Below are 23,266 nucleotides of genomic sequence, written 5' to 3' on the forward strand. Positions count from 1 at the left end.
TAAAAAGCATCAGCAAACCTCGCTTTATGACAACCCCTCTAGCAAGAATTGCTCTGCTCGCTCTACGCGTCTGGGCTTACCTTTTAGCAATAGAATGTCGTTTGCTTGCAATATGACGTCGTCGTCAGGAGATTCAATTTCTTGCCCGTCTCTTCTTAATGCGGTGATCACGACTCGCTGTTTGTTTAAATTCAACTGCGCTATTTGTTTATCAATGGCAAAGGCTGATTCTGGCAGGGCAATCGCATGCAGATATTCTAAACGCTCTAAAGGCTCGCTATTTTGCTCCACTGAGCCGTCGGTAAAAAAGCCATGGAGAAACTCATAACGATTTTCACGCTCTTGGCTTACTCGGCGTAATATACGGCGCATCGGCACGCCAGACATATGCAGTACGTGAGAAATAAGCATTAAACTTGCTTCAAGTGCTTCAGGCACAACTTCTGCCACCCCCATCTTTTTAAAGTCTTCAAGGTGTATATCATCTGTGGCACGAACAATAATTGAGACACCCGGCGCGACTCTTTTTATCGCATCTATCACAGGTTGATTTTGTTCAAAGTCAGACATAGTGACTATCACCAGCTTAGCCTGTTCAACTTTGGCTGATTTTAAAATGGTATTTTGCGCAGCATGCCCAAATAAAACAGGTTCTCCCGCGTTTTGTGCCTCTTGTACAAGAAGTGGATTTCGCTCAATGGCAACATAGGGAATGGCTTCAGGTTTTAAAAAACGCGTAATGGTTTGTCCTACCCGTCCATACCCAAGAATTAGAACATGGCCATTTAAATTATGACTGCCGAACGTTTTTTGAAATTGTTCGTTACCCTGTTCGCTATCGATATTTAACACGCTCAAAATACGGTCTGTTTGACCGATTAAATATGGTGTGAGTGCCATTGAAAACACACCCAGCGCGATTAAAAATGATGCGGTCGTTGAAGCCATTAATTGATGTGTTGAAGCCAACGCGATAAGCACAAAACCAAACTCCCCCATCTGCCAAAGCAATATGCCGGATGCAATAGCATCTTTTTTACGCTCTCCAATTAATTGCGCACAGCCCCAAATAAGTAGTAGCTTCAATACAAATAAAACCACTAAGGCAGCACAAATATACCAAAACATTTCAATAACAAAGCCGACATTGAGCTGCATACCAACAGTGACAAAAAACAGCCCCATTAATATGTCTCTAAAAGGCCGGATCTCAGCTTCTAATTGATGTCGATACTGACTTTCACCTAACATCATGCCTGCTAAAAACGCGCCCAGTGCCATAGACAAACCAAATAAGTAAGTCAGGCCAGCCGCACACAAAGCAACCACTAAAGTAGACAGCACAAATAATTCATCGGTTCTGACTTGTGCCACTTCATTAAAGACCAGTGGCAACACCCATTTGCCAATGGCCCACAGCAAAATACAGACAAACGCGCCTTTCGCTAAGGCTATCGCCAATGTGCTTGCCAACATTTGATTATCGGCTTCAGCAAATAAAGGAATACAAATTAGAAGTGGAACAACAGCTATATCTTGAAATAGAAGAATACCGACAGAGAGCTGACCTCGCCGCTGGTTTAACGCAGCATTCTCTTTGAGGATTTTGACAACTACAGCCGTCGAAGATAAAGTCATGATACTGCCGATTGTAAAAGCACTCAGCCAGCCATAACCAAAAAACTTCACAATCGGGATAGCGACTAGAATTGTTACTATTACTTGAAGACTGCCAAGCCCAAACACCAAGTTACGCATTGCCATCAACTTAGGTACTGAAAACTCTAAGCCAAGACTAAATAATAAAAAGACGATGCCGAGCTCAGCAATAAAGTGCATCTCATCGCTCATACTCATCCAGCCAATACTCGGACTACTCGCCAGTACCCCTGTAACTAAATAAGCTAAAATTGCCGGCAAGCCAATGCGCTTGAACAACCAAACCAAAATCATTGCGGCAAGTAATAAGGCAAAAACTTGACTATAAATGCTCTGCAAATGACCTCCAGAGAGTCAATTTTATTGATGTTTATAATTCGACTTTAATTAACTATAGCAAGCGATTGTTTTTCAGCCAGTTTAAAAATTTGGCATAAAATTAGCTTGTATGAACTCAGTTATGATAATTAGGGGTTCTAACTAATGGAAAACGTCCATATTCTGACGCAAAGGTTAACGACACGCGGCGACTATTTGCCGTTTAATACCGAGCAATATATTAATCAAGAGCCAATGTTTGCTCATCGTCTGGTTGAAAAGCTGCAAACGACACTTGATATAGAAGAGCTGCTAGCCATTTATGCAGAGCATGCAGAACGTATCATCAAATTGTCTGGACTACAGTTTCACACCGCATTAGGCGCTTTTCAGTTAAAAGACAGTGATAAACAGTACACACCTTTTAGTTTTGATTTAGACCTCAATGGCGAGCATTTAGGTAAGCTGGTGTACTTTTGCCAATACCAGTTGAGCCCTGCCATTAAAAGCAAGCTGCAATCTATACACCAAGTTTTAGCTTACCCATTGCGAAACGCATTGATGTATCAACGTGTTTTACAACTGGCAACCAAAGACTCATTAACTGGTTTATATAACCGCAGCCAATTTAATGACAATCTCGTTCAGAAGATTGAAAACGGACGTCGCCATCAACGTAAATTTAGTTTGATGCTGCTTGATTTAGACAACTTTAAACAAGTGAATGATAACTTTGGTCACAAAGCGGGTGATGACGTGCTTATTGAGTTTTCAAATATTTTGAAAGCCTCTATTAGAGCGACCGACAGTGTATATCGTTTCGGCGGAGATGAGTTTGCAATTCTGATTGATGATCCAGAATTTGTTACTAATAAGTTGATTGCAGAACGTATTATGGCGTCTGTCGAGCACTGCGATCTGATGGCTAAATATGCAGTAACGACCAGTATTGGCTTCACGTTAGCCGACAATGCAGACTGCGAAGATAATATTTTTGCAAGAGCCGATAAAGGCTTATATAAAGCGAAAGCAGCAGGCAGGAACTGCGCTCGCGCTATCTAAACAATTCGCCAAAGCAAGCCCCTAACTTGCTTTGGCTCTTACACCCTTTCTATTTCTTTGATTTGCTCCACAATAAATAAGCGAACAAACAACTCGAAGCACCAAAGAAAAAAGCATTGATCAGCCACGCCAATGCAACAAAACTCGGTAACTCAGCAATCACAACTAAAATCAATGGCATTAAAAGCGCGAAAATAAAAAAGCTACCACCTTTACCATGCCAATAACTCAACAATAAAATCACTGTCACCATACCAAGTGCTATCGCTGAGATTAAATTACCAAGTATTAGTTCGCTATTTACAGCCAAAGGAATAAAAAGTAACAAAGTAAATACCATGCCGATAGGTGACTTTTGTGCCAGTGACTGTCCAACTTCTCTCTGTTGCATATTAGGTTAACTCCCAAGAAATACCGCTACCCTCACTGATATAGTCAGCAGATACAAAATGACCCACAACCTGTACAAGGTTGTCGTCGTAAAACACTAAGGGGATATTATCTCGCTGCCATGTGGGGACTTTTAATTCTTTAAGCCAATATTTTAACGTATTACTCCGTACTTTCTTATATGGTTTTATTTGTGACTTTAACAGTCCAAAACGGATAGAAACACGCTCATTCTCAAAAGGCTGTCTTAGTAATCCACCAGACTCGCGTTTTAACGTCGTTTTATCATTTAAGACTAGTATTGTGCTTTCGATGTTTTCGACGTTATTTGGAGTGCCGTCCTGCGCATCAAAATATAACTTTTCTCTGTAACGTCTGATCGCCCCTTTCGATAACTGCACTTGCATTTGTGCATCTTCACGACTTTCTAGGCTTTGCGTTAATATCTGTGACATTTGCGCTTTTGAAGGCATGACTACACCTAAGTCACTTAACCATGCTCTCACAACATTGCTCTGCCTAAGCGCACTAAACTGCTTTAACTCATTGAGTTTTAGTGTGGCAGGCACATCGTTTTTATCTGCACAGAGCAACAAATCCGCTTGGCTTATTTCGTCAATTAAGGCTTGCTGCTGCTGTAACAGCTCAATACTGCGCAGCGTACTTTTTAAAAAACCATTAAAGCGTTTTTTAAGCGGCGGAATAATTTGGTTACGTAAAAAATTGCGGTCGAATTTATCATCTTGATTCGACTCATCTTCGATATGCGCTAAAGAAAAAGTGCGAGCAAATGCTTCAATGTCTTCTCGTGAGATGTTCAAAAGAGGCCTAATACACTGCCGCCCAGATGATAAACGCACTTCGTCATGCATTGCACTGAGCCCTGTAAGGCCAGAACCACGCTTGAGTCGCAATAAGAAGGTTTCTAACTGATCGTCCGCATGCTGACCTAATAAAATTAGGCTGCCCTGCTCTGCTAGCTCATCAAGTGCCTGATAGCGCGCATCTCGTGCAATTGCTTCAAGGGATTGTCTCGCTTTTGGCTGAACATTCACGCGCTTGGTTTTAAAAGGAATATTCAGAGATAGACAAAGCTGCTCGCAGAACTTCTGCCAGTCTTGAGCGTTTTCAGATAAACCATGATTTACGTAAATAGCTTCGACTAGAATAGACTGATTTGCATCTAGACTCTCAAGGTAGGTCTTACACAAATGTAATAACACAACAGAGTCGGCTCCACCCGAAAGTGCCACCGTTAGGCCTGAGCCTAAATGCAATTTGGGCTCTAATGCTGTTTTAAACTGTTTAAATAAAGTGGTTTGTATCATACCAATACTCAATAATACTCAATCATTTTGAGGGACTAAAACTGACGCTAACTTCGTTGAAAACTTCTCATTTAGAACAACTAAATAGCAAAATTTCCGCCTCGTTATCGACTAGTTTTTCTTGCCTTAAAATAGACCGCTTAATTAAGCGGATTGGTATCATAACTCTAAAACGCAAAAAAGCCGCATAATGCGGCTTTTTTCAAAAGCTTAAGTTTAGCAGTAACCAAACGACATGAGTCGCTTGTAACGCTGCTCAAGCATATCTTCTGTGCTTAATGCTGTTAGTTCAGCAAGGTCACGGTTAAGTTGAGCTTTTAAGTTTTTAGCCATCTCATCATAGTTACGATGCGCACCACCTAGTGGCTCATCAATGATGTTGTTGATCAGGTCTAGCTCTTTAACTCGCGTTGCCGATACACCCATGGCTTCTGCAGCAAGTGGCGCTTTTTCAGCACTCTTCCAAAGAATTGACGCACAACCTTCAGGAGAGATAACAGAGTACGTGCTGTACTGAAGCATGTTTACACGGTCGCCAACACCAATGGCAAGTGCACCACCTGAACCACCTTCACCGATAACCGTACAAATTGTTGGTACTTTTAACGCAGCCATTACTTTTAGGTTACGTGCAATTGCTTCACTTTGGCCACGCTCTTCAGCACCAACACCAGGGTAAGCACCCGGCGTGTCGATGAAAGTGATAATTGGCATTTTAAAACGCTCAGCCATTTCCATTAAACGAAGGGCTTTACGATAACCTTCTGGCTTAGGCATACCGAAGTTACGCTTAATTTTTTCTGCTGTATCACGACCTTTTTGCTGACCGATAACCATAACAGGCTTACCGTCTAAACGTGCAACACCACCTAAAATGGCAGGGTCGTTTGCGAAAGTACGGTCACCCGCAAATTCGTCAAACTCAGTAAAAATGCGCTCGATGTAATCACGTGCATATGGACGTAACGGGTGACGTGCAAGTTGAGAAACCTGCCATGCACCTAATTCAGAGAATACTTTTTCAGTTAGCTCAACGTTCTTTTCTTTTAAACGAGAAATTTCTTCTTCTAAGCTCAGGTCTAAACTGCCTGAACGGCTAACATTTTGTAATTCTTTAATTTTTGCTTCTAATTCAGCAATTGGAAGCTCAAAATCAAGATAATTGAGGCTCATGCTCTACAACCTAATTAATTAAATTCTAATTCTATATCTTGTGCCGCTAACTGAGATAATCGCGTTATTAGATCATCTGTTGGCGTCACACACCATTCTGTACCTAACGTTAGTTCTGCTAACGCATCAGGACGCTGATATTGAACCTTAACTTCGCAAGTACCGAATTTATAAGGTTCTAAGACTTTTCGTAAGTTATCGAAGAAGTTCGCGTCAATTTGCACCATATTTAGAGTCATTTTTATCGCTCTGATGCGTTTTTCACGCGCCTGAGCTATGGTACACACGTCTCTGGCTGTCATTGTAATGCCACCAGAGAAGTTATCAAAGCTGACCTGTCCAGATATTACCAAGATTTGGTTAATTTGCAGCAATTCTTGATAAGTTTCGTACTGTTCAGGAAATAAGCGTACATCAATTCGGGCACTTTTGTCATCTAAAGTTATTAAACCCCAACGTTGATTTCGTTTATTAATCAGCGTTCTTGCATTAATCACCAAACCAGCAGCCGTAGAGCTAACATCTCGGTTAGTGGGCTGTAAGTCAACGAGTTTACCGGATGTATAGTGTTTTAACTCTTTACGATACTGATTTATTGGGTGACCCGTTAAATATAAGCCTAAGGTTTCTTTCTCACCGTTTAGCCACTCTTTGTCTGGCATAGGCAAAGCAGTTTCAAATGCTTGCTCCACTTCATCTGGCTCAGTCGCAAGTAAGCCAAATAGATCACTTTGACCAATCGCTTCTGCTTTATGATGCTGTTCGGCAGCTTTCATAGCAGCAGGTAGACTAGCGATTAGGATTGAACGGCCAGCTTGATTTTGCTCAGGCCCAAGTTTATCTAGAGCACCTGCATAAATCAGCTTTTCAACCACACGCTTATTTAAACGCTTTAAATCAACACGAGCGCAGAAATCGAATAAGTCTTTAAACTCACCACCTTGTTCACGTGCTTCTAGAATAGCTTCAACCGGGCCTTCACCTACCCCTTTAATCGCACCGATACCGTAAACAATTTCGCCTTTCAAGTTTACGGTAAACTTATATAAGCCTTCATTGACGTTAGGCGGTAATAAGGCCAACTTCATGTTTTCACACTCATCAACCAGGGTAACGATTTTATCGGTGTTATCCATATCCGCCGACATTACCGCAGCCATAAACTCGGCTGGATAATGGGTTTTCATCCAAAGCGTTTGATATGAAACCAGTGCATAGGCTGCTGAGTGAGATTTGTTAAAGCCGTAACCTGCGAACTTTTCTACCAAGTCGAAGATCTTCATGGCGAGCTCGCCATCGACGCCGTTATTCACGGCACCCTCTTCGAAGGTTGAACGCTGTTTCGCCATTTCTTCAGGCTTTTTCTTACCCATCGCACGACGAAGCATGTCAGCGCCACCTAGCGTATAACCCGCTAGCACCTGCGCTATTTGCATTACCTGCTCCTGATAGAGGATGATCCCGTAGGTTGGCTCTAGAATAGGTTGCAAACTATCGTGCTGATACTGTGCATCAGGATATGAAATGTCTTCCCGGCCGTGCTTACGGTCGATGAAGTTATCTACCATGCCCGATTGCAGAGGACCCGGTCGGAACAGGGCTACCAGTGCGATCATATCTTCAAAGCAGTCGGGTTTAAGACGACGAATTAGGTCTTTCATACCGCGTGATTCAAGCTGGAACACTGCGGTGGTTTCGGCGCGAAGTAAAAGCTCAATACTCGGCTTGTCATCAAGCGGGATGGCATTAATATCGACATGCGGCTTGCCTTCACGATCAAGACGCTCGTTGGTCATATCTAGCGCCCACTGCAAGATTGTCAGTGTTCTTAGACCTAAGAAGTCAAACTTAACCAAGCCCGCAGTTTCAACGTCGTTCTTATCAAATTGTGTAACCGGGAACTTACCTTCTTCATCGCAATACAACGCGGCGAAGTCAGTAATGGTGGTTGGCGAGATAACAACACCACCGGCGTGCTTACCGGCGTTACGTGTACATCCTTCAAGGATGCGGCACATGTCAATCAGATCTTTTACTTCTTCATCACCATCATAAGCTTCTGGTAGACGCGGCTCTACATCAAAGGCTTTGGCTAGGGTCATACCTGGATCTGGTGGTACTAACTTTGATATACGGTCAACGAAACCATACGGGTGACCAAGTACACGACCTACGTCACGTATTACTGCTTTTGCGGCCATAGTACCGAAAGTGATGATCTGAGATACCGCATCCCGGCCATATAACTTAGCTACGTGGTCGATTACCTCGTCTCGTCTATCCATACAGAAGTCGACGTCGAAGTCGGGCATCGAGATACGTTCAGGGTTTAAGAATCGCTCGAATAGTAGGTCGAATTCAAGTGGATCAAGGTCTGTGATCTTCAGTGCATAAGCCACTAATGAGCCGGCACCCGAACCACGCCCAGGCCCTACTGGAATATTGTTATCTTTACTCCACTGGATGAACTCCATTACGATCAAGAAGTAACCTGGGAATCCCATTTGGTTGATAACGTCGAGTTCGATTTTAAGACGTTCATCATACTCAACGCGTTTTTCTTTACGATCGTCTTCGTCAGGGAATAAGAACTGCAAACGCTCTTCAAGGCCGTCTTCTGAGACCTTAACCAAGAAGTCATCGATTTTTAAATCACCAGTCGGGTAATCAGGTAAGAAATAAGTCCCAAGCTGCACGGTCACATTACAGCGTTTTGCAATTTCAACCGTGTTCTCGAGCGCTTCAGGAATATCACTGAACAAATCAATCATTTGCTCAGGCGTTTTTAAATACTGCTCTTTTGAGAATCGTTTTGGACGACGTTTGTCTTCAAGCGTGTAACCATCGTGAATCGCAACGCGAATTTCATGCGCATCAAAATCGTGTTCATGTAGAAACACCACTTCATTGGTGGCAACAACTGGCAAGTCACGTTGCTCAGCCAGTTTTACCGCTTCATGTAAGTAATCTTCTTCGTCTGCACGACCCGTTCGGATCAGCTCAAGATAGAAATGATCTTTGAAGTGTTCTTCATAAAAAGCAACCGTATCTAATGCCAACTGATGATTATGCTTTAATAGCGCTTTACCTACATCGCCGTCTTTACCACCAGAAAGTAAAATTAAGCCTTCTTTGTGCTCAACAAGCCATTGTTTATCAACCACAGGGCGATGGAAGACATGGCCACGCTGATAGGCTCTCGAAATAAGTAAAGTCAGGTTTTTATAGCCATCGTTATTTTTGGCTAGTACCACCAAACGGCATGGCTCTTCAGGAAACTCATCACTTTTAAGCCAAATATCTGCCCCGACAATGGGCTTAATACCTGCACCATGTGCCCCGCCATAAAAACGTACAAGGCCACATAAGTTCATTTGATCAGTAATAGCAAAAGCTGGAAGCGCTAACTCTTGTGCTCGCGCAACAATCGGCTTGGTCTTTGCCAAGCCATCAACCATAGAGAAGTCACTGTGAACACGTAAATGAACAAACTGCGGTGCTGGCATTACTGCTCCTTACTTTGCAAAATTCGCTGTACAGGCTTAAACGACGTGCGATGGTGTGGCGTTGCACCGTATTGCTCTAGAGCTGCAAAATGCGCTTTAGTTGGATAGCCTTTATGACCTGCAAAGCCATATTCTGGGTATTGTGCATCAAGCTCTAGCATTTCTTGGTCACGTGCGACTTTTGCTAAAATTGACGCTGCACTGATCTCTTCCACTAAACTATCGCCTTTCACTACACTCTGCGCTGCCATGCTAAGTTTTGGTAAACGGTTGCCATCTACAAATACAAATTCAGGCTGAATAATCAGGCCCTCAACGGCACGGCTCATAGCAAGCATAGTGGCATGTAAGATATTCAGCTCGTCAATTTCAGCCACACTGGCACGGGCAATGTGATAGCAAAGTGCTTTCTCTTTAATTTCTTCAGCGAGCGCATTACGTTTTTTTTCTGAGAGCTTTTTAGAATCTGCAAGGCCTTCAATGGGCTTACTCGGATCTAAAATAACCGCAGCGGTGACAACATCACCTACTAGTGGGCCACGGCCAACTTCGTCAACACCGGCAATATATTTAACATTTGGTCGTTCAATTTGCATTTATAAGCTCCTTAACTGCTAGAGCCGCTTGTTTGCTGGCATCAAGTCGAATGTTGTTATGAATATCGTAAAATTTATCAATCAATGCTTGGCTATCGCCTTTTAGCATCGGAAAGAGTGCATCGGCTAGCGCATCGCTATTACATTCATCTTGTAAAAATTCAGGCACTAAGGGCGCATCAGCCAATAAATTTGGCAGAGAGAAATACTTAATATTGAAAGTAAAAAAGTTTTTGAAGATCCAATAACTCACAGGCTTAAACTTATACCCGACCACCATAGGCTTCTTATATAGCATGGCTTCAAGTGTCGCAGTACCTGAGGCGAGTAATACGGCGTTTGCTGCGGTCATCGCTTCGCTAGATTGGCCATCTAACAGTTGAACTTTTAGATTTGGGGCAGCTTTTTCTTTTATATCAGTGAATTGCGCTTTGCGTTTATTGTTTACTAAAGGCACGATAACTTTTAATTCAGGAATACGCTCTTGCAGCTTTTGAGCGGTTTGCAGATACGTCTCGCTTAATAAGCCAACCTCAGAGCCGCGACTGCCTGGAAGCAGCGCTAAAACCGTATCTTCAGCAGAAAGGTTTAACTTAGTCCTTGCCGCATTAGTATCGGTTTCAAGTGGAATGTCATCTGCTAAAGTGTGGCCGACAAACGTACACGGTACTTCATGCTTGTCATAGAAAGCTTTTTCAAATGGCAATAACGACAAAACCAAACTGGTTGCTTCTGCAATATTAAAGATACGCTTTTGACGCCAAGCCCACACTGAAGGGCTCACGTATTGCACTGTTTTAATACCAGCCGCTTTTAAAGGCTTTTCTACACGAAGGTTAAAGTCTGGTGCATCAATACCCACATAAACATCAGGTGGGTTATCTATAAAATGCTGAACGAGCTGTTTTCTGATTTTCAGTAAACGAGGTAAGCGTCCTAAAACTTCGACTAGCCCCATCACTGAGAGCTCTTCCATATCGAATAAACTCTCACAGCCTTCAGCCTGCATTTTAGGGCCTGCAATGCCGATAAAACGTGCATTAGGATAATGTACTTTCAACGCTTTGATTAAGCCTGCACCCAAAATATCGCCGGACAACTCGCCCGCGACAACACCAATCGTGATTGGCTGTGTATTTGTCGTCATGTTCTAATTCTTTTTAAATAAAAACGCCATACACGTTAAATTGTATGGCGTTTGTACATGCTTTAAATAAACCGCAGAGGCTAGCGAATGATGCCGCGCTCAGACGTGTCTAAGAAATCAATCATGCTTTGCACTGCTGCAAACTGCTTCGCATCGTCAGCCAACGAAGCCACAGCTTCATCTAGCGTTAAGCCCTTTCTATAAAGTGCTTTATACGCTCTACGAACCGCCATAATTTCATCGCTTTCAAACCCACGGCGCTTCATACCCTCAGTATTCACTGCTGCAGGTTTTGCTGGCATACCTGTCGTTGTAACAAAAGGTGGAACGTCTTTACTCACACCTGAGTACATACCAATAAATGCGTGCGCACCAATTTTACAGAACTGATGTACACCCGTATTACCAGCTAGAATAGCCCAATCACCTACATGAACGTGACCAGCTACACTTGCGCCATTTGAAAAAATGACATTATTACCAATCACTGCATCATGAGCAATGTGCGTGTAAGCCATAAATAAGTTGTTACTACCTATTTTAGTCACGCCTTGATCTTGAATGGTACCCCGGTGTATCGTCGCACATTCTCGAACAATATTGTTGTCGCCCATGATTAATTGAGTTGGTTCATCCTTGTACTTTTTGTCTTGGCAGGCTTCTCCGATAGACGCAAACTGATAAAAGTGATTACCTTTACCAATCGTCGAAGGCCCTTTAACAACTACGTGAGATTCAATAATCGTGTTATCTCCGATAACAACATCATTACCAATGTAGCTGTAAGGCCCTACTTTAACGTTTTCGCCAAGTTGGGCGCCTGGTTCAATAACTGCAGTAGGATGAATTAACATTAAAACTCTCTTCTTGCACACATAAGGTCTGCGCTACACACAACCTTACCATCTACTTTTGCTTCTGCTGAAAAACGCCAAATATTACGACGCTCTTTTTCAAACTTAACGTGAATATGCATTTGGTCGCCTGGTACTACAGGCTGTTTAAAACGTGCATTATCAACGCCTGCAAACAAGTATAGCTCGTTGTCGCCAGTATTTTGCACTGTTTTGAAACCTAATAAGCCAGTTGCTTGTGCCATAGCTTCTAAAATAAGTACACCTGGGAAGATTTTTTGGTCAGGAAAGTGACCCGTAAAAATTGGCTCATTCACGGTAACATTTTTTACCGCATGCAAGTAATCACCCGGCTGAAAATCGACCACTTTATCTACCAAAAGCATAGGGTAACGGTGTGGTAATAAACGCATGATTTCTTGAACATCAAAACTGTTTAATTCGTTAGCCAAAATAGTATCCTTATTCATCAACTGTTTTTTGAGATGAGCGTGTTTCTAACTCTTTAATACGCTCTTTAAAATCAGATAAATTTCTAAAATGCGCCATGTTACGACGCCATTCTTTGTTAGTGGTGTGTGGCATACCTGAAGAATATGCACCCGGCTCGGTGATTGACTTCGTCACCATGGTCATGCCGGTCAGCATTACACCATCACAAATATCAATATGGCCGTTGATACCTACAAGACCTGCAATTTGGCAATATTTACCAACAGTTGTACTGCCCGCGATAACTGAACAAGCTGCCATTGCACTACCTTGACCAATTTCAACATTGTGTGCGATTTGAATTTGGTTATCTAAAATCACATCGTCATGGATGATGGTGTCATCTAAAGCGCCACGGTCGATGGTTGTGCTCGCACCAATCTCAACGCGGTCGCCAATAACCACTCTGCCTAGCTGTGGAATTTTCACCCATTTACCAGCCTCATTGGCATAACCAAAACCATCGCTGCCAATGACCGCACCAGATTGGAATAAACAATGTTCTCCAATCTCAACATCATGATAAACACTGACATTAGCCCAAAGCTTTGTGCCCTGTCCTATTTTAGTATTTTCACCAACAAAGCACCCTGCGCCAATTTGTACATTATCACCAAGCACAACACCCGCTGAAATAACCGCATTTGCAGCGACACTGACGTTTTCACCGAGCTGCGCATTTTCATCTATAACAGCACTCGGGTGAATACCATTGGCACATGCCGGCGTAGTATCCATCATTTGTGCGAGTTTTGCGTAAGCGATATAAGCGTCTTTTACGATTACTTTATTGCCAGAGAAAAGTGCGGCTTCTTTTTCAGAAATAATCACTGCGCCCGCTTGAGTTTCATCAAGCTGAGCACGGTACTTTTTATTTGCCAAAAAAGCGATATCGGTTTCTTTAGCATTCGCTAAAGTTGCTATCTTCTCAATACAATGAGACGCATCCCCGTCAAGGGATGCGTCTAAAAATTCGCTAATTTGGGCGAGGGTATATTGTTTTGTCATTACTTTTTGCTAACTGCTTCAACAACCTTGCTAGAAAGGTCGGTTACTTTATCAGGGTTAAAGTAAATTGTCGTATCTTTTACTTTAACTTCATCAAACTTACCGTTTTTAGCTACAGATTGGATAGTATCAATGATTAGCTTTTGTACTTTGGCTAATTCTTGGTTTTGACGTGCTTTAATTTCTTGCTCTAAAGGACGACCTTTTTCAGCAAGTTGTTTTTGCATGTCGCGAATTTTACCTTCAAGCGCTGCTTTTTGCTCTTCGCTCATAGTTGCACTTTCGCGCTTATACTTTTCAGCTTCAAAACGGATGTCGCCTTGTAGCTTTTCCAATTCTTGACGGCGTTCTGCAAACTCAGTTTGAAGCTGTTGCTCGATTTTAGCCATTTGTGGGATTTGCTGGTAGATAGATTGCATATCTACAATACCTACTTTATGTGCTAATGCACTTGCAGAAGTACCCATCATTAATGCTGCTAGAATGCTTAATGCCGTTGTTTTTATAATCGTTTTCACAAAAAACTCCTTAGAATGTATTCGTTATATTAAAGCTGATAGTTTTAGTTTCGTCTTTGTCTTCTTTCTTCAATGGATAAGCAAAACTAATCAGCATTGGTCCCATAGGGGAAATCCATTGCAATGACAGACCTGTCGATACTCTGAAGCGACCTGGGTCTGCATAGTCACGTAATTTATTAACCTGATCTTCCGCTAGGTCTGAGTAGCGGTCAATATCAAACTCGGTGTCCCAAACGTTAGCAGCATCAACGAAGAAACTCGTTCTAACAGAACTTGTTTTATCTTCATCTAAGAATGGGGTTGGAACGATTAGCTCCATCCCTGCCACTGCTTTGGCATTACCACCAATTCGGCCTGATACAGTAAGCTGGTCAAACTCTGACGCCGAACCAATTGTACCTGTTGTACTACCATCAGGTAAAACAGAACCTGTGATTGGTTTAGTTACTCTTCTGATTGCCTCTGGCAGAATTGTATTTCTGTCAAAGCCGCGTAATTCTTCTTCCGTGATCCTGAAATACTCTTGGAACGGTAATATTTGATCAAACCCGTTCGTTGAACCATACCCGTTACCATATGCTAATGCTGCTCTGGTCGAGAACACCCAACGGTGATCATTACTGATTGGCCAATAGAAACGAGAATTGTAGTTAATCTTGAAGAAGTTAAGATCTGAATTAGGCGTTGTTGCATTTAAACTTAATGATTGACGAGAGCCCGCTGTCGGGAACATACCGCGGTTTACCGTGATACGAGACCAACCCGCACTTAACTCATACTTAGTAAAGTCATATGCTGCATCTGGGTCTTCAGGGTTAAAGAATGCCAAACGCATAATACGTGTTTGTTCGTAATCTGCAATGTCAGATAAGCTTTCTTGGATCCAACGACCGCCAAAGTTGATTCGGTTTACAGCATCAATTGGGAAACCAAAATTTGTACCGATACCATAACTCTTAGACTTATAAGGTACGATACTAAACGCAGAAGAATCGTAGTTGCTATAGAAGATACTGGTACCTTGAGATACACCATCTGGCGTAAAGTAAGGGTCAGTGTATGAAATGCTATAGCGGTCAGAACCTTTTGACGTGTTAATATTAAAAGCTAGCTGATTACCAGTACCTAAGAAGTTTGATTCGCTAACACCGATATTGAACTGCAGACCTGCATATGAGCCATATGCAACACCCGCTTGGAAGCTACCCGCAGGCTGCTCTTTAACGGTGAAATCAACGTCAACTTGGTCATCAATACCTGCGATCGGTTTTACTTCAAACTCAACATTTTCCATATAAGGTAGACGTTGAATTTGCAGTTTTGAACGCTCAAGGCTCTGGTTAGATAACCATGCGCCTTCAAGTTGCGTCATTTCTCGACGCACAACTTCATCAGCGGTTATTTGGTTACCATTCACCATAATACGGCGGACATAAATACGGTTACCCGGATTGACTGACAGTGTTAGTTTTACTTCTTTATTTTCGTCATCAATTTCAGGGATAGTACGAACTTCGGCATTTGCATAACCAAATCGTGCTAAATAGCTTTTAATGTATTCTTCTGAAGCAGTTACCACTGAACCATTGTAAAGCTCGCCCGATTTAAGCGGGATAATGCTCTTAAGAAGTTCTTCACGGCCTAATAAATCACCAATAAAGTCAAAGCCTTTAACCGTGTACTTTTCGCCCTCTGTGATATTCGCAGTGACATACACAGACTCACGTTCAGGACTCACTGACACTTGTGTTGAGTCGATGTTAAAACGCAGATAGCCTTTATCTAGATAAAAACTTCTGATTTTTTCTAAATCGCCTTCAATCGTCTGCTTTTGGTAGCGATCGTTTGACAAGAACTTCCACCAAGGCAAATCTTGTTGTGATTCAACAAGGTTTAATAGCTCTTCGTCAGAAAACAGTTCATTACCAACTAAGTTAATTTGTCTAACTGAGGCTGCGTCACCTTCTTCAAACTCAAGATTCAAACGCACACGGTTACGTGGCAGCTCGGTGATGCTCACTTCGATCTTGGCATTATATTTACCAATGCTATGGAAGAAGTCGATCAAGCCTTTCTCAATGTTCGATAAAACAGTTCGATCTAAAGGCTCACCAGCACGGATATTCTGCTGCTCTAAACTTTCGTTTAATTGCTCATCTTTGATGTCTTTATTGCCATCAAATTCAATAGAGGCAATTGTTGGTCTTTCTCTTACTTTGAAGATGAGAAGTTCATCATCACGGTAAACTGAAATGTCTTCAAAGTGGCCTGATTTGTATAGCGCTTTGACTGTTTGAGAAATCGTATATTCATCAATGTTATCACCCACATTAATTGGAATATGGGTCAGTGCAGCACCTAGTGCAACACGCTGTAAACCTTCAACTTTCAAATCTTCTACGATAAAGGAGCTTTGCCCAGCTGCCGCAAAGCTTGCGCCAAGTAAACTGGTTACTGCGAGATGTTTTTTTATCGGCATTTTATTATCTTTATCCTTTACAACTATTAGCGTACATAGCGCTTTGTGGCTTTAAATGACATTTTGGTCTATAACCTTGAAACATCATTAAGCAATGCAAAACAGGTTAGGCCTAGAAGCAACATAGCCCCAATTTTATAACCTAACTCTTGTGTCTTTTCAGAGACTGGTTTTTTGCGAATAAGTTCAATTATGTAATACATTAAATGCCCACCATCTAAAACTGGCAGCGGCAATAAATTAAAAACTCCAAGATTGACACTTATTAACGCTAAGAAACTGAGAAAAGCCACCAACCCATAACTGACACTGGTGCCCGCGCCTACTGCAATTCCTACTGGACCACTCAAATTATTGACTGACACTTTGCCGGTAATTAAGTTACCAATCATGTCAAAACTCAATGTGATCAATGCGTAGGTCTTTTGTACGCCAAGCACAATACTATCCAATGGCCCATAATGTCTAGTTTCAATGTACCCAGGCGGCCAACTTTCTAACTGAGGAACAACACCTAAAAAGCCTTGCTGGATGCCATTTGGCCCAGTTCTCGCTTCTGGGGTTACTGATAAGATTTGTCGATAACCATTTCTCATCACCTCAAGCTGAATAACTTTATTAGGTGAAGCTTGTACAAGAGTAACCAGGGATTGCCATTGTTCGATTTCTTGGCCATCTGCAGTAAGGAGCTTATCCCCTACTTTTAAATCTGCTTGGCTTGCTGCTGAGCCTTTTGCAACATGACCAATAGTGAGTGTTAAAGCAGGTCTGTATGGCACTATACCAATCGCATCTAGTGGCGGTTGATCTTTTTTATCTAGCTTCCAACCAGTTAAATCGATTGTACGAATCTGAATTTGCTGCTGTGCGTCTTGAACTTTCACATCAACTGATTGCTCACCTAAATGAGACATCAAACTGAAGGTGACTTCTTGCCAAGAAAGTACATCTTGATCACCCATAGATAAAATATGATCGCCCGACTGTAATTGAGCCGTTGCTGCTCGGCTTTGTGTATGCACATCACCCACAACAGGTTTGGCATTTTGCACACCAATCATATACATGAGTGCCAGCGCGAAAATAGCAAAAATAAAATTGGCCATTGGGCCTGCTATTACAATGGCAATGCGAGACCAAACTGATTTGTTATTGAAAGAAAGATGCGCTTCGCTAGGGTCAACCGCTCCGACACGCTCGTCGAGCATTTTAACATAGCCACCGAGTGGGATCATGGCAATCACATACTCAGTGCCTTGCTTGTCATGCCAACGGCATAGCGGTTTACCAAAACCAATTGAGAATCTTAAAACTTTTACGCCCGCTTTTCTTGCAACCCAAAAGTGCCCATATTCATGCACTGTCACTAAAATACCTAATGCAACAATAAACGACCCTAAGTGCCAGAAAAACTCAAACATAATCACTCCATGGTTTTAAGTATGTTTTTAGCTAAAATTCTTGCTTCATTATCTTGAGCAAGTACATCATCGATACTTGAAAGGCTTGTAATCGCGATGCGATTAAGCACTTCAGCATTTACTTTATAAATATCAGTAAAACCAATTTTTCTATTCAAGAATGCTGCAACCGCAATTTCATTTGCTGCATTCACAGCAGTCGTTGCGGCTTGCCCCGTTTTACAGGCTTCAATCGCTAAAGCTAAATTCGGATAACGATGATAATCCGGTTTTGTGAAAGTAAAATCACAGATTTGTGAGAAGTCTAAAGGTGCAACACCTGCATCAATTCGCTCAGGATAAGACAAACCATATGCAATTGGTGTACGCATATCAGGTTGACCCATTTGAGCTATCACAGAGCCATCTTGATACTGTACCATCGAGTGGATCATGCTTTGTGGGTGAATAACCACTTCAATGTCGCCTGCATCACAGTTAAACAACCATTTAGCTTCGATAAACTCTAAGCCTTTATTCATCATAGTCGCAGAGTCTACTGAGATCTTCTGGCCCATAGACCAGTTTGGATGAGCCACGGCTTCTTCAACGGTTACATCAGCTAAGGTATCAATACCACGATTTAAGAAAGGTCCACCTGAGCCAGTTAAAAGTATTTTACGAATACCGAACTGATTTAATTTAGGATCTGAGTGCTGCTGGAAAGTACTTGGTAAACTTTGATAGATAGCATTATGTTCGCTATCAATCGGCAACAAGGTCGCACCATGTTGCTTAACCTTATCCATAAAGATTTGGCCTGACATCACCAAAGACTCTTTATTCGCTAAAAGTACTTTTTTGCTGTGCTCGACCGCACTGATTGTCGGCAACAAACCTGCAGCACCAACAATCGCAGACATCACAATATCAACATCACTGTGAGAAACCACATCTTGCATCGCTTGAACGCCTGTCAGAACCTGAATCTCTGTTCCTGCTAAGTCATCCTTCAGTTGTTTTGCCGCTTGCTCACATTGCATCACCGCAAATTCTGGTTTAAATGTCTGGCACTGCTGACGCATTACCTCAACATTACGACCTGCAACTAAGGCGAATACCGAAAATTTATCAGCATTGCGGGCTATTACATCTAAAGTAGAAACACCAATTGACCCTGTTGAGCCAAGGATTGCTACCTGTTGAATGCTCATAACGCTACCGTCCACGCATAACAAAGAGCGAATATTGGTGCTGCTGCTGTAAGACTATCAATACGGTCTAAGATACCGCCATGACCTGGTAAACAACTACCTGAGTCTTTCAAACCCGCTTCACGCTTAAACATACTTTCTAGTAAATCGCCTACGGCTGAAAACAGTGCGATAAACACAGTTAATAAGGCATAAACTGGCCACATCGCTTGTTCGACGTCTGCACACGCACAGAAGATAACAACAAAAATAACCGCAGTAAGTAAACCACCTACTAACCCTTCAATGGTTTTGTTTGGGCTTACTTTTGGCATTAACTTATGTTTACCTAGGTTTTTACCTGCAAAATAAGCACCTATATCAGCACTCCAAACGATGCCTAATACCACCATAATTAGGGTTGAACCGAATAGCTCAGACTGTTGATATTCAGCACTACGCAAGACATTGAGTGCAAGCCAAAGCGGCACGAGTGTCAATAAGCCAGCCACCGCTTTCATTACTAGACCTTCTGACCACGCGCGAGACATACTTGGATATTTAACAACAAGAAAAGTAGCAACAAGCCACCAGGCAAATGCAAGCGTGAAAACATAGTTAGCATCAGACAGTAATTGCCCGTTTTGCCATAGAGATTCTATGGGCCAATGCAGGTGAAGTGCGCCAAGAATAGCGGCGACTAAAGCCACGAATGTGCCTCTTTGCGCCATTTTTTTCAGGCCCATCAATGAAGACCATTCCCAAGCACCTAACAGGGTAATCGCACCAGCTATGAAACTAAACAGTGATAGGGGTGTATAAAACACCAAAAGCATAGCCAGTGGCGCTAATACCACTGACGTTAAAATACGTAATTTAAGCAAATTAATAACCTTTAACTTGTTGTTTTGGACTCGGCAAGTAATTGTTTTATTTGTTCGCCGGTACAACCAAAGCGTCGCTCTCGAGATACAAAACAGGCAATTGCCTCAGAAAAAGCCTCTTCATTAAAATCAGGCCAAAGTGTATCTGTAAAATAGAGCTCAGCATAAGCTGTCTGCCAAAGTAAAAAGTTGCTGATGCGGCAATCTCCGCCAGTCCTTATCAACAAGTCTAATTCACTTTGATCTGCCATACTTAATTGTGCTGACAAAGCGTCTTCTGTGATATCTCTCACAGTAAGTTGGCCATCTTGTACTTGCTTCGCCATAGATTGAGCGGCTTGTACAATATCCCAACGGCCACCGTAATTTGCCGCAACATTTAATTTCAGACCTGTATTATTAGCGGTTAATTCATGTGCAGCTTTTACCCTATCTTGTAAAGATTCAGGAAAGCGTGAAATATCGCCAATAATAGTCAGTTTTACATTATTCTTATGTAATTTTTTAACTTCTTTAGATAAAACGAATAAAAACAGTTCCATTAAGGTACTGACTTCATCTTCTGGTCGTCGCCAATTTTCACTGCTAAAAGCAAAAAGCGTCAACGATTCAATACCCAGTTTTGTACAAAACTGAACAGCCGAACGAACGGAATCTACACCCTTTTTGTGTCCGTATGTACGAGGACGATTGCGGCTTTGCGCCCAACGCCCATTCCCGTCCATGATAATAGCAACATGTTTAGGCAAAGACTGCTTTGAAACTGTTTCAGTACTTAAAACCATAATTCCGATTTAGGTAAAAAAAAACGCCGCCTAGTATACCCTAGACGGCGTTTCAAAACTAATAAATTTGAGCTGGTTAGATTTCCATCAATTCAGCTTCTTTCGCGCTTAACTGAGTATCCATTTCTTTAACATACTTGTCTGTTAACTTTTGGATCTCGTCTTCGCCTTGACGTGCTTCATCTTCAGAGATGTCTTTGTCTTTTAATAGCGACTTGATGTCACCATTGGCATCACGACGGATGTTACGAATAGCAACACGACCACCTTCAACTTCACCACGTACAATTTTGATTAGGTCTTTACGACGCTCTTCTGTTAGTGGAGGAAGTGGTACGCGGATCACAGTACCTGCAGACATAGGATTTAAACCTAAATCTGAAGACATGATCGCTTTTTCAACTGCTTGCGCTAAAGACTTATCGAATACATTGATTGCTAATGTACGAGAGTCTTCAGTTACTACGTTTGCTACTTGGTTTAGAGGCGTATCTGCACCATAGTAAGAAACTGTAATACCGTCTAATAATGCTGGGTGTGCACGACCAGTACGGATTTTAGATAGCTGGCTAGCAAGTGCTGCCACGCTTTTCTTCATGCGCTCTTCAGCGTCTTTTTTGATATCGTTAATCACAATTCAATCCTAGTCTTTGTAGATTATTCAGCTACTTGTGAAGAAATAAGGGTACCCTCTTCTTCACCCATGATAACGCGTTTAAGCGCACCTGGTTTATTCATGTTAAATACGCTCAAAGGCATATTATGGTCACGAGCTAGCGTAAATGCCGCTAAGTCCATCACCTTTAATTCTCTATCGATCACTTCATTATAAGTCAAATGACGGTGAAGTGTCGCTTCTGGATTTTTAACAGGGTCGTCGCTGAATACACCATCAACTTTTGTTGCTTTAATTACGGTGTCAGCTTCGATTTCAATGCCGCGTAGACACGCCGCAGAATCTGTTGTGAAGAATGGGTTACCTGTACCAGCAGAGAAGATCACTACGCGGCCAGATTTTAATAGGCTAATTGCTTCAGCCCAGTTGTATGCGTCACATACACCATTAAGCGGAATAGCAGACATAAGACGTGCGTTTACAAATGCACGGTGAAGTGCGTCACGCATTGCTAAACCATTCATTACAGTTGCTAGCATACCCATGTGGTCGCCAACTACGCGGTTCATGCCCGCTTCTGCTAATGAGCCACCACGTAAGAAGTTACCGCCACCGATAACTAAACCTACTTCTACGTCGAGTTCTACAAGCTCTTTGATTTCTTGCGCCATACGATCCAATACTTTTGGATCGATACCAAAGCCTTCATCTCCCATTAAAGCTTCACCGCTTAATTTAAGAAGAACGCGTCTAAAAACAGGTTTTCTATTCGTAGTCATAATCTCAGGGCCATATGTAAAAGTGGGGATAAAAAATAACCGCGCTTATGAAACTCATAAATGCGCGGTTATTCTAAAGAATTTTCAGCATTGAAGCAAAAGCAAATGCTGCCTAAATGTGGCTTTTTGCCTCTGCTTCATGAGTAAAATTACTCGCCTTTAGCTGCTGCGATTTGCGCTGCAACTTCTGCTGCGAAATCTTCTTCTTTCTTCTCGATACCTTCACCAACTTCTAAACGGATGAAGTTAGAAACTGAAGCGCCTTTCTCTTTAAGGAATTCGCCAACAGATTTCTTAGGTTCCATGATGAACGCTTGACCAGTAAGAGAGATCTCACCAGTGAACTTCTTCATACGACCTACAACCATCTTCTCAGCGATTTCTGCAGGCTTACCTTCGTTCATAGCGATTTCAACTTGAACGGCTTTTTCTTTTTCAACAACTTCAGCTGGAACGTCTTCAGGGTTAAGGAAGTCAGGCTTAGAAGCAGCAACGTGCATAGCAACGTGCTTAAGTGTTTCTTCGTCAGCATCACCAGTAACAACAACACCGATACGGTCGCCGTGACGGTATGCAGAAAGCTTGTCACCATCGATGTACTCAACGCGACGAACGTTGATGTTTTCACCGATTTTAGCAACTAGAGCAACACGTGTTTCTTCGAACTGAGCTTTAAGAGCTTCGATATCACCTTTTGACTCAACAGCAGCGTCAAGTACAGTGTTAGCGAAACCTAGGAAGTTTTCGTCTTTAGCAACGAAGTCAGTTTGACAGTTAACTTCTAGAAGTGCAGCAAAACCTTCGCCTTGCTTGATTAGGATTGTACCTTCTGCAGCGATGTTACCCGCTTTCTTAGCAGCTTTAGCAGCACCACTCTTACGCATGTTTTCGATAGCTAGCTCGATATCACCGTTAGTTTCAGTTAGTGCTTTTTTACAATCCATCATGCCAGCGCCAGTACGCTCGCGTAATTCTTTAACTAGGGCAGCAGTTACAGCCATTAGTATATCCTCAAATATGAAGTTTTTTTCGGGGTGCGGAATGACCGCTCTTCAAGAATATCAAGCCTTCATCTT

The 23,266-nt window shown here is 42.2% G+C and carries 20 protein-coding genes; 1 reads left to right on the forward strand and 19 read right to left on the reverse strand.

Going from position 1 to position 23,266, the window contains the following annotated elements; translation table 11 throughout:
• Window positions 1-24 precede the first annotated feature (24 nt).
• Entirely contained in the window at window positions 25-1,998 is a 1,974-nt protein-coding gene (locus tag C1E24_RS10470; protein ID WP_138481203.1) for a cation:proton antiporter, read from the reverse strand.
• A 144-nt stretch (window positions 1,999-2,142) separates the two neighbouring features.
• Between C1E24_RS10470 and C1E24_RS10475 the strand changes: the two genes are divergently transcribed.
• Window positions 2,143-3,039, forward strand: a complete 897-nt coding sequence (locus C1E24_RS10475; protein ID WP_138481205.1) for a GGDEF domain-containing protein — start codon at window positions 2,143-2,145, stop codon at window positions 3,037-3,039.
• A 49-nt stretch (window positions 3,040-3,088) separates the two neighbouring features.
• On the opposite strand, the gene C1E24_RS10480 is transcribed toward C1E24_RS10475, so the two are convergent.
• The 18 genes from C1E24_RS10480 to tsf all read right to left on the reverse strand — a co-directional run bounded on the left by C1E24_RS10480 (window position 3,089) and on the right by tsf (window position 23,191).
• Complete coding sequence (locus C1E24_RS10480; protein WP_138481207.1) at window positions 3,089-3,430, reverse strand: hypothetical protein; 342 nt, start codon at window positions 3,428-3,430, stop codon at window positions 3,089-3,091.
• A gap of 1 nt (window position 3,431) precedes the next feature.
• The gene (gene tilS, locus C1E24_RS10485) at window positions 3,432-4,757 is read right to left on the reverse strand and encodes a tRNA lysidine(34) synthetase TilS (protein WP_138481209.1); all 1,326 of its coding nucleotides are present in this window, start codon (window positions 4,755-4,757) and stop codon (window positions 3,432-3,434) included.
• 216 nt (window positions 4,758-4,973) lie between these two features.
• Window positions 4,974-5,930 carry an acetyl-CoA carboxylase carboxyl transferase subunit alpha gene (gene accA / locus C1E24_RS10495; protein WP_130257115.1) on the reverse strand — a complete coding sequence of 319 codons (957 nt, stop codon included), beginning with the start codon at window positions 5,928-5,930 and terminating at the stop codon, window positions 4,974-4,976.
• A 14-nt stretch (window positions 5,931-5,944) separates the two neighbouring features.
• Window positions 5,945-9,436 carry a DNA polymerase III subunit alpha gene (gene dnaE, locus C1E24_RS10500; protein ID WP_138481211.1) on the reverse strand — a complete coding sequence of 1,164 codons (3,492 nt, stop codon included), beginning with the start codon at window positions 9,434-9,436 and terminating at the stop codon, window positions 5,945-5,947.
• Complete coding sequence (gene rnhB, locus C1E24_RS10505) at window positions 9,436-10,032, reverse strand: ribonuclease HII (RefSeq protein WP_138481213.1); 597 nt, start codon at window positions 10,030-10,032, stop codon at window positions 9,436-9,438. Before rnhB ends, dnaE begins: the two co-directional genes overlap by 1 nt.
• Complete coding sequence (lpxB, locus tag C1E24_RS10510) at window positions 10,022-11,179, reverse strand: lipid-A-disaccharide synthase (RefSeq protein WP_138481215.1); 1,158 nt, start codon at window positions 11,177-11,179, stop codon at window positions 10,022-10,024. The genes rnhB and lpxB overlap by 11 nt, the downstream gene beginning before the upstream one ends.
• Before the next feature lie 80 nt (window positions 11,180-11,259).
• Window positions 11,260-12,033: an acyl-ACP--UDP-N-acetylglucosamine O-acyltransferase gene (gene lpxA / locus C1E24_RS10515; protein ID WP_058030511.1), complete on the reverse strand. Its 774-nt coding sequence runs from the start codon at window positions 12,031-12,033 to the stop codon at window positions 11,260-11,262.
• The gene (gene fabZ / locus C1E24_RS10520) at window positions 12,033-12,485 is read right to left on the reverse strand and encodes a 3-hydroxyacyl-ACP dehydratase FabZ (RefSeq protein ID WP_138481217.1); all 453 of its coding nucleotides are present in this window, start codon (window positions 12,483-12,485) and stop codon (window positions 12,033-12,035) included. The genes lpxA and fabZ overlap by 1 nt, the downstream gene beginning before the upstream one ends.
• A gap of 10 nt (window positions 12,486-12,495) precedes the next feature.
• Window positions 12,496-13,533, reverse strand: a complete 1,038-nt coding sequence (gene lpxD, locus C1E24_RS10525; RefSeq protein ID WP_138481218.1) for a UDP-3-O-(3-hydroxymyristoyl)glucosamine N-acyltransferase — start codon at window positions 13,531-13,533, stop codon at window positions 12,496-12,498.
• A complete protein-coding gene (locus tag C1E24_RS10530; RefSeq protein WP_390442385.1) occupies window positions 13,533-14,003 on the reverse strand; it encodes an OmpH family outer membrane protein in 471 nt (156 codons plus the stop codon). Before C1E24_RS10530 ends, lpxD begins: the two co-directional genes overlap by 1 nt.
• A 58-nt stretch (window positions 14,004-14,061) precedes the next feature.
• Window positions 14,062-16,533: an outer membrane protein assembly factor BamA gene (gene bamA, locus C1E24_RS10535; protein WP_138481222.1), complete on the reverse strand. Its 2,472-nt coding sequence runs from the start codon at window positions 16,531-16,533 to the stop codon at window positions 14,062-14,064.
• Window positions 16,534-16,601: 68 nt separating this feature from the next.
• Window positions 16,602-17,954, reverse strand: coding sequence for a sigma E protease regulator RseP (rseP, locus tag C1E24_RS10540; RefSeq protein ID WP_138481224.1), 1,353 nt, complete (start codon window positions 17,952-17,954; stop codon window positions 16,602-16,604).
• Window positions 17,955-17,956: 2 nt separating this feature from the next.
• Entirely contained in the window at window positions 17,957-19,147 is a 1,191-nt protein-coding gene (gene ispC / locus C1E24_RS10545; RefSeq protein WP_138481226.1) for a 1-deoxy-D-xylulose-5-phosphate reductoisomerase, read from the reverse strand.
• On the reverse strand, window positions 19,144-20,010 hold the full coding sequence (locus C1E24_RS10550) for a phosphatidate cytidylyltransferase (RefSeq protein WP_138481228.1): 867 nt from the start codon (window positions 20,008-20,010) through the stop codon (window positions 19,144-19,146). Before C1E24_RS10550 ends, ispC begins: the two co-directional genes overlap by 4 nt.
• Before the next feature lie 11 nt (window positions 20,011-20,021).
• Window positions 20,022-20,795, reverse strand: a complete 774-nt coding sequence (locus C1E24_RS10555; protein WP_138481230.1) for an isoprenyl transferase — start codon at window positions 20,793-20,795, stop codon at window positions 20,022-20,024.
• A gap of 76 nt (window positions 20,796-20,871) precedes the next feature.
• Window positions 20,872-21,429, reverse strand: coding sequence for a ribosome recycling factor (gene frr, locus C1E24_RS10560; protein ID WP_138481232.1), 558 nt, complete (start codon window positions 21,427-21,429; stop codon window positions 20,872-20,874).
• Between the two features lie 23 nt (window positions 21,430-21,452).
• Window positions 21,453-22,190, reverse strand: a complete 738-nt coding sequence (gene pyrH, locus C1E24_RS10565) for a UMP kinase (RefSeq protein WP_138481234.1) — start codon at window positions 22,188-22,190, stop codon at window positions 21,453-21,455.
• 149 nt (window positions 22,191-22,339) lie between these two features.
• Window positions 22,340-23,191 carry a translation elongation factor Ts gene (gene tsf / locus C1E24_RS10575; protein WP_138481236.1) on the reverse strand — a complete coding sequence of 284 codons (852 nt, stop codon included), beginning with the start codon at window positions 23,189-23,191 and terminating at the stop codon, window positions 22,340-22,342.
• Window positions 23,192-23,266: the final 75 nt, after the last annotated feature.

Origin of the sequence: Pseudoalteromonas phenolica, from assembly GCF_005876835.1 — a bacterium.
GTDB lineage: Bacteria > Pseudomonadota > Gammaproteobacteria > Enterobacterales > Alteromonadaceae > Pseudoalteromonas > Pseudoalteromonas phenolica_B.

Bases quoted from the DNA above. Each gene is read 5' to 3' on its own strand.
- C1E24_RS10475 (WP_138481205.1), top strand. From the start codon at position 2,143: ATGGAAAACGTCCATATTCTGACGCAAAGGTTAACGACACGCGGCGAC.
- C1E24_RS10480 (WP_138481207.1), bottom strand. From the start codon at position 3,430: ATGCAACAGAGAGAAGTTGGACAGTCACTGGCACAAAAGTCACCTATC.
- tilS (WP_138481209.1), bottom strand. From the start codon at position 4,757: ATGATACAAACCACTTTATTTAAACAGTTTAAAACAGCATTAGAGCCC.
- accA (WP_130257115.1), bottom strand. From the start codon at position 5,930: ATGAGCCTCAATTATCTTGATTTTGAGCTTCCAATTGCTGAATTAGAA.
- dnaE (WP_138481211.1), bottom strand. From the start codon at position 9,436: ATGCCAGCACCGCAGTTTGTTCATTTACGTGTTCACAGTGACTTCTCT.
- rnhB (WP_138481213.1), bottom strand. From the start codon at position 10,032: ATGCAAATTGAACGACCAAATGTTAAATATATTGCCGGTGTTGACGAA.
- lpxB (WP_138481215.1), bottom strand. From the start codon at position 11,179: ATGACGACAAATACACAGCCAATCACGATTGGTGTTGTCGCGGGCGAG.
- lpxA (WP_058030511.1), bottom strand. From the start codon at position 12,033: ATGTTAATTCATCCTACTGCAGTTATTGAACCAGGCGCCCAACTTGGC.
- lpxD (WP_138481218.1), bottom strand. From the start codon at position 13,533: ATGACAAAACAATATACCCTCGCCCAAATTAGCGAATTTTTAGACGCA.
- C1E24_RS10530 (WP_390442385.1), bottom strand. From the start codon at position 14,003: ATGATGGGTACTTCTGCAAGTGCATTAGCACATAAAGTAGGTATTGTA.
- bamA (WP_138481222.1), bottom strand. From the start codon at position 16,533: ATGCCGATAAAAAAACATCTCGCAGTAACCAGTTTACTTGGCGCAAGC.
- rseP (WP_138481224.1), bottom strand. From the start codon at position 17,954: ATGTTTGAGTTTTTCTGGCACTTAGGGTCGTTTATTGTTGCATTAGGT.
- ispC (WP_138481226.1), bottom strand. From the start codon at position 19,147: ATGAGCATTCAACAGGTAGCAATCCTTGGCTCAACAGGGTCAATTGGT.
- C1E24_RS10555 (WP_138481230.1), bottom strand. From the start codon at position 20,795: ATGGTTTTAAGTACTGAAACAGTTTCAAAGCAGTCTTTGCCTAAACAT.
- pyrH (WP_138481234.1), bottom strand. From the start codon at position 22,190: ATGACTACGAATAGAAAACCTGTTTTTAGACGCGTTCTTCTTAAATTA.
- tsf (WP_138481236.1), bottom strand. From the start codon at position 23,191: ATGGCTGTAACTGCTGCCCTAGTTAAAGAATTACGCGAGCGTACTGGC.